Source organism: Natronorubrum thiooxidans, assembly GCF_900156475.1.
GTDB lineage: Archaea > Halobacteriota > Halobacteria > Halobacteriales > Natrialbaceae > Natronorubrum > Natronorubrum thiooxidans.
In genome coordinates this window covers 1-7,430 of sequence record NZ_FTNR01000040.1, presented here as the reverse complement: position 1 = coordinate 7,430, position 7,430 = coordinate 1, and the positions used below count along the sequence as shown (strand labels likewise).

Genomic DNA, 7,430 nt, shown 5'->3' with positions numbered 1-7,430 from the left:
GTCTGGTCATCGAGCACGCTGATGATGGGATCGTGTTCCCGCCGGAACGCTGGGCGGCGACCTTTCGGTCGCACGCCCAGCTCATCCTCCGTGAACTGAGGGAATATCTCGCCTACTCACCGCCGCCACTGCTACAACGACTGATCGAAGACGCTCAGAAGATCCACAAGCAACGATCAATCCTCCAAGAACAACTCGCTACCACCATCCAACCGACCGCTGAGGCTTAGCTAAAGACCAATGGTTCGTGAGGGATTGGAGATCGGGATCGTCGGCAGCTGCCTCGAGGATCTGTTCGCGTCTCGAGGGCGTGGATTTCCAGTACGAGAGTGACGTGTCGGGATCAGTCGGATAGACGACCGAGGTATCGTCGAATTCGGTCATCACAGACTCCTCCAGCCGTAGCCGTCATGTCGACCCTCCGCGATTGGACCCTCGCACTCATGGCAGGTCAAGGCCCTACGCTCTCGCGAAACCTCTTGAACGAGGGTTCGTTCCACGCTATGTTCGTGCTCGGCTCGAATTTCGCTGAGTTGGTCGACCTCGCTCGAGTTGGTGTCGGACATCTACTCGCCACCTCGAGTCGGCCGTTCGACCAGCTCGTTCGCCAGCGCCGCACCCACGATCCGCCCGGCGCTCGACGGGCCGATCCCGTCAGCTTGCTGGAGTGCGTCGACGTCGGCCAGCGGGATCTCGTCAGGATCGTCCCACTCGTCGAGCACAGCCTCGAGCATTCGGTCAGTCGGGTTACGGCGATTCGAGAGTTTTCGGTACCGTTTCGCGGACGTACGCATGGCCGCCCGAAGCATCCAAATGTCGTGTTCGTTGACCGGTCGCCCGGACTCGAGCGGCGTTGAGTACTCCTTGAGGTGAGCGTGATCGAAGCCGTCGACCTGCTCAAAGTCGTCGGGACCGAAGCCGTGGTATTCGTCAGCAGCGAGTTGGCGAGCCTGTTCTGCGTTCATCGCAGGCACCTGCATCACACCACCGGTTGGCGTCTTGAAGTAGTACGCCTCGGTGTCGTCTCGAGCGGCGAGTCGAATGCTTGCGTTTTTCGGGTAGTGGCGTTCGGATTTGGCAGTCATGTGTTTGCTTCCTGTTGCTCTGTTTCCATCTGGCGTTTGCACTCGGCCCACTCTGTTGGAGTGTCGTACTCGCCGTCGGTCAGACGCTTCCGCTCGGTGTACTCCTTGTCTCTCGAGACCAGTTTGTGAATGTCTGAGTCGTCTTCGGCGAACGCTTCAAGCGCAACCCGAGAGCCTTCGTAGTCGTATCCGTACGTGCCTCCGCGGAGGAAGCACAGTTCATCGTCCTCTTGATCGTGCTCGAACGTGTGGATCTCGTAATCCGCGTCGACGAACATCAGCACCTCATCTGGGTGTTCTTCGAGATACTGTTCCCACTCGTCGGCAGTTCGTTCAGTACTTTTCATGCTGGTTTCACCTTCTCGTCTTCAAAATGGATCTTGTCTTCAGTCACGTCGATCCAATTGCCCGAGTCGGGCTCAGTTCGTCGCTGAATCGTCTTGTCGTCGCCAGGGGTTCGTCGCTCGAATCCGACCACTCCATCCCAGTTGTCACACGCAGTCTCGTAGTCCTCTAATGCCTGTTCGCGCGTCCGCCATTCGGTTCGTCGCCATCCACCGCCTGCACAACCAGTCACGCGATACTCGTAGTCGGCGTTCATAACACCGACACCTCGTCAGACTCGACGTCGACCACTTCGATACCGTGGTCTTCAGGGTCGATATGGAACTCGTCGCGAAGTTCGTCGGCCACCCACGTCGTGACAGCGTCGGGTGTAAATGAGGCGTCGCCGGCCCCGATCTCGGCGTCGTAGGTTTCGACGACTGGATTGTGTCCGCGAACGGTCGCGGGCTGATCGACGTTCACCCAGTTGAAAACCTCGAGTTCGTCGCCATCACGAACAACGGAGAGTCGTTCCTGTAGCTGTGGTTTCAGCGCCATTACGCCGACACCTCTTCGAAGTGCTGGGCCTCCCACTCAGAGCGCTGTCGCAGCGCCCGTCGACCACGGTCGGTCAGCTCGTAGTAGTTCGTCCGCTTGTCGAGTTCACCTTTCTCGACGAGGCCCTGCTCAACGAGCGCGTTGAGATTCGGGTAGAGTTGCCCGTGGTTGACCTCGCTTTCGTAGTAGACCTCGAGTTGCTCCTTGATCGCCAGTCCATAGAGTTTGTCAGATCCAGCAATAACGTACAGCACGTCTCGCCGGAATCCAGTTAGCGAAGCAAGCTTCTGTGGCGCACTTGTATCAGTTGCTTCCATATTACTGATTACTAAGAGGTAATACTTCAATGCAGAGACTGCAGATTGACTGTGCAGATCAGGAATCTAGAATGAAAGCCGAGACAGACATCTGTAAGAATAACAAATAGTAGTGTGTGCAGATATCACGACCCATGAGCAGCGTGCCATCTCATTTTCCAACAGTGGTCTAGTAGCTTCCCAGTAGGCGGAAATTCAATTACGTCGGTACGGAGACTACTTTGGAAGTTGACTTAACCAAAAATTATTACTTCTCCAACAACTAGAGGTATAGCAATGGCAACTAGGACGCTGTTTGTAGATAATCGTCTTACTACTTTCCGTAAATGAGTTTAGGACTAAAATAATGTCAAAAGGAAAACTAACACGGCGAGTGGCCCTCGGGATGATAGCTGCCGGCGCATTAGTTACTGTCTCGGAAACATTAGGGTTTTCATCAGTGACGTTGAACCGCGGATACAACATTAATGTGGCCGGCGATCCGGAGGACGAACTACTTGGCTTGCATGATGTCACGGATTCTAATCAGAGCATTTCGATCAGTAATGAGGATGACGAAGCCACTGTTTTCCGGATCACAGATAATTACGGTGGGTTTGAACTTTCGGATATTCAGGTTTCTGTTATTGGGCTGGAGCCGAATGGCGATCCAAATGGACTCGAAGCAACAATCCAATCATCTTCGATCCGCGATTATGACGTGATTTTGAAATGCAATGGGATGGAAAGTTCGTCGAGTGAATCATACTTCGTGGAATTGAACTTTTTTGCATCAGACGATCACGTTTCCATCGATGCAGACCGAACAACATCTCGGCAGATTAGTATTGACTGTAGTTACGACTACGATGACTCGAGTAGTTACAAAGATGCAGAAAGCGGGGACGGTGCTCAACCAAGCGATCCGGAAGGAACAATCGAAAATCCAGGTTCTGTATCGGAAAAAGATGGGGAGTCAGCGAATATTGAATCAGGAGGCGGTGAAGCAGGAAAAGTCGGTTACTCACTTCCTACAGTTCCATTGAGCAATAATTACGAACTTGAAGTGGTGGTGTCAGATATTAAAGGGCCCTGGAATGTTGATGTCGTCAACGAAAACGGAGTGACGTTGGCAGGTCCGTTTGGGCTAAGTTCGGGAGAGAACACTTTCGAAATCTCTGGAGATGACGCTACGGATATTGCCAGCAACCGAGACAATCTCTATTTGATTATTGAGCAAGGAAGTAGCGGAAATCAGAATGTTTCTATCGACTATATAAACCTCCGCGAAGCTTAGTAGCAGATGGTAGCACAGTTTCTTTGATTCGAAATCGGTTGCGAGACCTACGGTCAGTAAGTGCTCTTTTTCTGAACATAATGATTGAGGTACCCACGGCTTCAGCTGTATCTCAGCGCATGGCGTCGAGATCGGCGACGTCGTCGATGTCAGCCATGAGCCACTCGGTCAGCGGCCCGTTGGCGGCATCTTCGGGTACGATCCCAGTTCGTCTGGCCGATCGGCGTTTTTGATGTAGACCGACTCGAGTTCACATGTGATCTGGTTCGCGTGTGGGGACTCGATCTCTGGATGGTCGTAATCGAACGGGTCCGTCGTGCTCATTGGGCTTCCTCCGTCTCGGTTCGGTCACTGACCATGTTGTATGGACGGTACTCTTCGCAGGTACAATTCTTGGGGTGGTGTTGGCAGTCCGCACATCGATCGGTATGGAAGTTCGGATGCTTCGCAATCGACTCGAGGCGTCCCTCGAGATCGTCACACGAAGAGCGTCCAGCAGGACTCTGACAGCGACTGCAGAACATCATCGATCGCCCTCCTTTGGGACGTAGCGTTCGACATCGTCGGCGTCGCCGTGGCGCGGACAGAAGTCGACTGTCTCATCGGTTCGACGCACCGGATTCGAGCACCGATTGCCGGCCGCAGTCGCGGCCACACACTGCGGACGAGAGAACTTGTAGTCCTCGCTCGTGTTGAGAGTCGGTTCGGATTCGGTCTCGAGCGAGGGCGTCGCGGCGCTTCGTGTCGAGTGTGTCTGGGCGTCGTCGCCGAGCAGTCGCGCCACCGTCGCTTCGGCGTTTTGCTGGACCCACTCGCGGGTCACGTCCATGGGATTGTGAGTATGCCAGCCCATCACGTCATCGGGTTCGAAACGATGGGTGCACATCACCATCACGACGATGTCGCCGATCGAGGTCGTACGGACGTTCTCGAGGACCGCTGGCGGGCGCGTTTCGCCGACCTCGAGTGTGGTCTGGTCGATGCTCATCGTTTCACCTCGCTTTCGATGTCCATCCCACGGACTGGCACGTCAAACGCAACGTTGGTCGAATAGAGGTTTGAGAGTTGCTTGAGCAGTTCTTCGGCCTTGCACGGCGCACACTTCTCGACTGCGACCCATTCCTGTTCGAACGGGTTCCAGCGGATACCGTTTGTTCCCTCGGTATCGATCTCGATTTCCATCCCACACAGCTTGCAGTGCTGGTGATCGTCGTGCTCGAGACGTGAGTCGGTGCGTTCGATTACGCCACCGTCGGTTTGGAGGTCGTCATCGATCATCGCCAGTTGTTGTGCAGTCCGACTTGCATGTGTCTCGTCGTCTCGAGTCTCGCCATCGCGAAGGCCGGCGGGATCGGCGTCTCGAGGTGCGGTCGCAACCCGTTCGATGTCGCCTGAGTGCAGATCAACGGTCACGAGTCGGTGTTCGTCAGTCGTCTTCCAGTGCTCGTAGTCGGCCTCGCACGCGAGACACACGAGCATCGATCTGGACTGGTACTCGAGTTGCCCGCCGCAATCCGGACACGTCGTCGCAGCGCCGTCGACGAACACCGATCCAGCGCCGTCGGTCATCACGATTCCGTCGCGGGTCCCGATCGTCGCCGTCTCGCAGTCAGCGTCGTGTTCGTCTTCGACGGCTTCGATTGCTTCCTCGACTTCCTCTTGGGTGGCGTCGTCGGGAACCCCCTGCTCGTTGTCGTCGTCGCTCACGCCGATGCACCTCCGTTCGATCCGCGGCGGAGATACTTCGGATCGTGATCGTCGACGGCCGGGCTCAGATCCAAGTCTTCGGGATCCATCTTCTCGAGGACCTTCTGACTCTTTTCGGAGAGGATCCCGAACGTATGCAGACGCACACGAACCGTCTCCGATGTGAGTGCGTTATCGCAGACTGTCTCGGCGATCTCCGTCGTCGACATATCGTAGCCGTCGTAACACGCCTCGAGGATGTGTGGGTCGTCCCACGGCTTGAGGATCGTCTCGTAGCGCAATCGGCGGCGGACGTCGTCGGCGTCGATCGGTTCGGGGACGAACGCCGCGATCTCGTCGCAGGCCAGCTCGTACTCATCGAACAGATGCTCGAGCAGATCGGTGTTCTCGATCGAAACCGGATAGTCAGTCAGTCGGAGGTCGATCGAGCGTTCGGTTGGCGTCGTCTGTGGGCGATTCGACTGCGTCGTCTGGTTCGAAACGGACATCGTCGTCTCAGTTGCCTCTTGCTGGCCAGTGTGGCCCGATTGTGCACTCATAAGCTATCCCCCGCGACTGCGCCGTCAGCGTGGCTCGAGTCCGATTTCGGACAGCGAGTGATCGTTCCGCAGTCCCGGCAGCGAATCCAGGCGTACTTTTGTTTCGATTCGGCCGTCTTCCGTGGCGTCGATTGTGTCGTGGTTCCGTAGTTTCGACACTCGCCACGGTAGCGGACCTTGATCAACGGTTGACTGTCGTAGTTCTCTCGAGAGAAGTTTTCAGGGCTGCTCATGAGTTTTGACTTCGCTATAGGGCGGCAGTTGCTGGGGCGTCGTGCTCGAGTTCGACTGCCGATCGGCGCTCGGGATCGAAACTCCGGATGCGCTCGAAGCACGCCGACTGGCTGAGGGTTTCGACGTGGTCGTCTCCATCGGCGATCTCTCGCAGGATGAACGGCTCGTCGGCGTCGGGCGTTGCCGGCCAGATGCAGACGGTGTGCTCGTCGCGATCGACGACCAGGACCTCGCCGGCCTCGAGGCCGCTAACGTCGGGGTGGAGTTCGTTGGCCCGGTCCTCCACCGTGTCCGCTGTTGTGTCAGTCTGAGGAACGGTTTCGCCGCCGTCGGTGGCGGTGATCGGGTTGGTCGTTGCGTTAGTCGTCGGGCTGGTCGTCGTGTCGACGTCGGCGGTCGTCTCGATGTCGACCGTCGTCTCCGGCGACGTCCCAGTGAGTTCGCGTTCGCGGGCGTCGATGTACTTGTGTGCGACCGCTTTGTCGGCACTACGGTTGATATGACGTTTCTCGGCTTGCCGGTAGGCCTCGAGTCGATCGAGGTCGGTGATCCCGTCAATCATCGCTTCCCAGACCCAGTTGGGTCGGGAGAGGAACCGAACCGGATTCTCGGGAGCGGCCTCGAGGATGTCATCGTCGCACTGAAAACGGCTGTCGCCCGGATTGTGGGCGTTGACGGTCATTGGTCTCTGACCGTCTCCTCGAGCGTCAGTAAGGAATCGTATCTGCGATCGTAGGTCGGCTCGGCGTCGAGTGTGATGCCGTCGTCAAACGCGTGGCTGGCATCATGATTACTGTTCGCTACAACCGTCTGTTTCCGACTAGACTTAAGTTCGAGTATCTGTAACTGTCGCATGGTTCGTTATTCACTTCCCAGTGGAACACGGACCACTCGCACCATGCCCAAACATGGTGCTTTTGCCAGACAGTAAGTCTCGTTGAATGGTTCGTGCTAATTGATTGGTAGACGTGGAAACACTTATGTTTTTGCATTGTGCAGTTGCACAACGTGCATTAGTCGTGTGCACAACGCTTTTTATCTCGTTGTCCGAAAGGTAATCCAATGTCTCCTGATCGTTACGAACATGACCCCGACTCTGGAGATTTCTCTACGCAAACATCGTCAGCCAAAATCTTGCGTGTTCTTCGTCAGCTTGAGCCAGTTACGACAACAGAACTCGCTGAGGAAATAGGAGTTCATCGGAACACTGCGCGCTACCGGCTCAAGAAGCTCGAGGAGCAAGGGAAAGTCAAAAAAGAGGATTTTGGCCGAACGTTCGTCTGGCAGTCGGTCTGATACTCACGGACATAAATACGTAAAGACATCTGGAACTTTGATTCGGTTGAGTGCAGAGAGAGCAGCATCACGAAGATCGTCAAGCGTCTCGAAC

13 protein-coding genes and 1 pseudogene are annotated in these 7,430 nt (G+C 55.8%); 3 read left to right on the top strand and 11 right to left on the bottom strand.

The features are described 5' to 3' along the window. Positions 1–230: pseudogene (locus BW940_RS20475) on the top strand (IS4 family transposase); the annotation flags it as partial. Between the two features lie 336 nt (positions 231–566). Here the strand turns inward: BW940_RS20475 and BW940_RS20465 are convergent. Genes BW940_RS20465 through BW940_RS20445 form a run of 5 tightly spaced genes read right to left on the bottom strand, consistent with a single transcriptional unit; the run spans position 567 to position 2,284 of the window. Then, complete coding sequence (locus tag BW940_RS20465; RefSeq protein WP_076611002.1) at positions 567–1,085, bottom strand: hypothetical protein; 519 nt, start codon at positions 1,083–1,085, stop codon at positions 567–569. Then, entirely contained in the window at positions 1,082–1,432 is a 351-nt protein-coding gene (locus BW940_RS20460) for a hypothetical protein (protein ID WP_076611001.1), read from the bottom strand. The genes BW940_RS20465 and BW940_RS20460 overlap by 4 nt, the downstream gene beginning before the upstream one ends. Continuing rightward, on the bottom strand, positions 1,429–1,686 hold the full coding sequence (locus tag BW940_RS20455; protein ID WP_076611000.1) for a hypothetical protein: 258 nt from the start codon (positions 1,684–1,686) through the stop codon (positions 1,429–1,431). The genes BW940_RS20460 and BW940_RS20455 overlap by 4 nt, the downstream gene beginning before the upstream one ends. Beyond that, positions 1,683–1,967, bottom strand: coding sequence for a hypothetical protein (locus tag BW940_RS20450; protein ID WP_076610999.1), 285 nt, complete (start codon positions 1,965–1,967; stop codon positions 1,683–1,685). Before BW940_RS20450 ends, BW940_RS20455 begins: the two co-directional genes overlap by 4 nt. Next, entirely contained in the window at positions 1,967–2,284 is a 318-nt protein-coding gene (locus tag BW940_RS20445; protein ID WP_076610998.1) for a PadR family transcriptional regulator, read from the bottom strand. The genes BW940_RS20450 and BW940_RS20445 overlap by 1 nt, the downstream gene beginning before the upstream one ends. A 346-nt stretch (positions 2,285–2,630) precedes the next feature. On the opposite strand from BW940_RS20445, the gene BW940_RS21365 reads away from it, so the two are divergent. Continuing rightward, a complete protein-coding gene (locus BW940_RS21365; RefSeq protein WP_143823978.1) occupies positions 2,631–3,560 on the top strand; it encodes a hypothetical protein in 930 nt (309 codons plus the stop codon). Between the two features lie 168 nt (positions 3,561–3,728). On the opposite strand, the gene BW940_RS21625 is transcribed toward BW940_RS21365, so the two are convergent. From BW940_RS21625 to BW940_RS20420, 6 genes are all read right to left on the bottom strand, one after another. Continuing rightward, complete coding sequence (locus BW940_RS21625; protein ID WP_159440204.1) at positions 3,729–3,884, bottom strand: hypothetical protein; 156 nt, start codon at positions 3,882–3,884, stop codon at positions 3,729–3,731. Positions 3,885–4,083: 199 nt separating this feature from the next. Next, entirely contained in the window at positions 4,084–4,548 is a 465-nt protein-coding gene (locus tag BW940_RS20440; RefSeq protein WP_076610997.1) for a hypothetical protein, read from the bottom strand. Then, complete coding sequence (locus tag BW940_RS20435; RefSeq protein ID WP_076610996.1) at positions 4,545–5,267, bottom strand: hypothetical protein; 723 nt, start codon at positions 5,265–5,267, stop codon at positions 4,545–4,547. The genes BW940_RS20440 and BW940_RS20435 overlap by 4 nt, the downstream gene beginning before the upstream one ends. Then, positions 5,264–5,806 carry a hypothetical protein gene (locus BW940_RS20430; RefSeq protein WP_076610995.1) on the bottom strand — a complete coding sequence of 181 codons (543 nt, stop codon included), beginning with the start codon at positions 5,804–5,806 and terminating at the stop codon, positions 5,264–5,266. Before BW940_RS20430 ends, BW940_RS20435 begins: the two co-directional genes overlap by 4 nt. Next, positions 5,803–6,039 (bottom strand): hypothetical protein, encoded by a 237-nt coding sequence (locus BW940_RS21360; RefSeq protein ID WP_076610994.1) that lies wholly within the window; start codon positions 6,037–6,039, stop codon positions 5,803–5,805. Before BW940_RS21360 ends, BW940_RS20430 begins: the two co-directional genes overlap by 4 nt. 14 nt (positions 6,040–6,053) lie before the next feature. After that, positions 6,054–6,722, bottom strand: coding sequence for a hypothetical protein (locus BW940_RS20420; protein ID WP_076610993.1), 669 nt, complete (start codon positions 6,720–6,722; stop codon positions 6,054–6,056). 380 nt (positions 6,723–7,102) lie between these two features. Here BW940_RS20420 and BW940_RS20415 point away from each other — a divergent pair, with 380 nt between their 5' ends. After that, positions 7,103–7,336, top strand: a complete 234-nt coding sequence (locus tag BW940_RS20415) for a winged helix-turn-helix domain-containing protein (protein ID WP_076610992.1) — start codon at positions 7,103–7,105, stop codon at positions 7,334–7,336. The last annotated feature ends 94 nt before the right edge of the window (positions 7,337–7,430 follow it).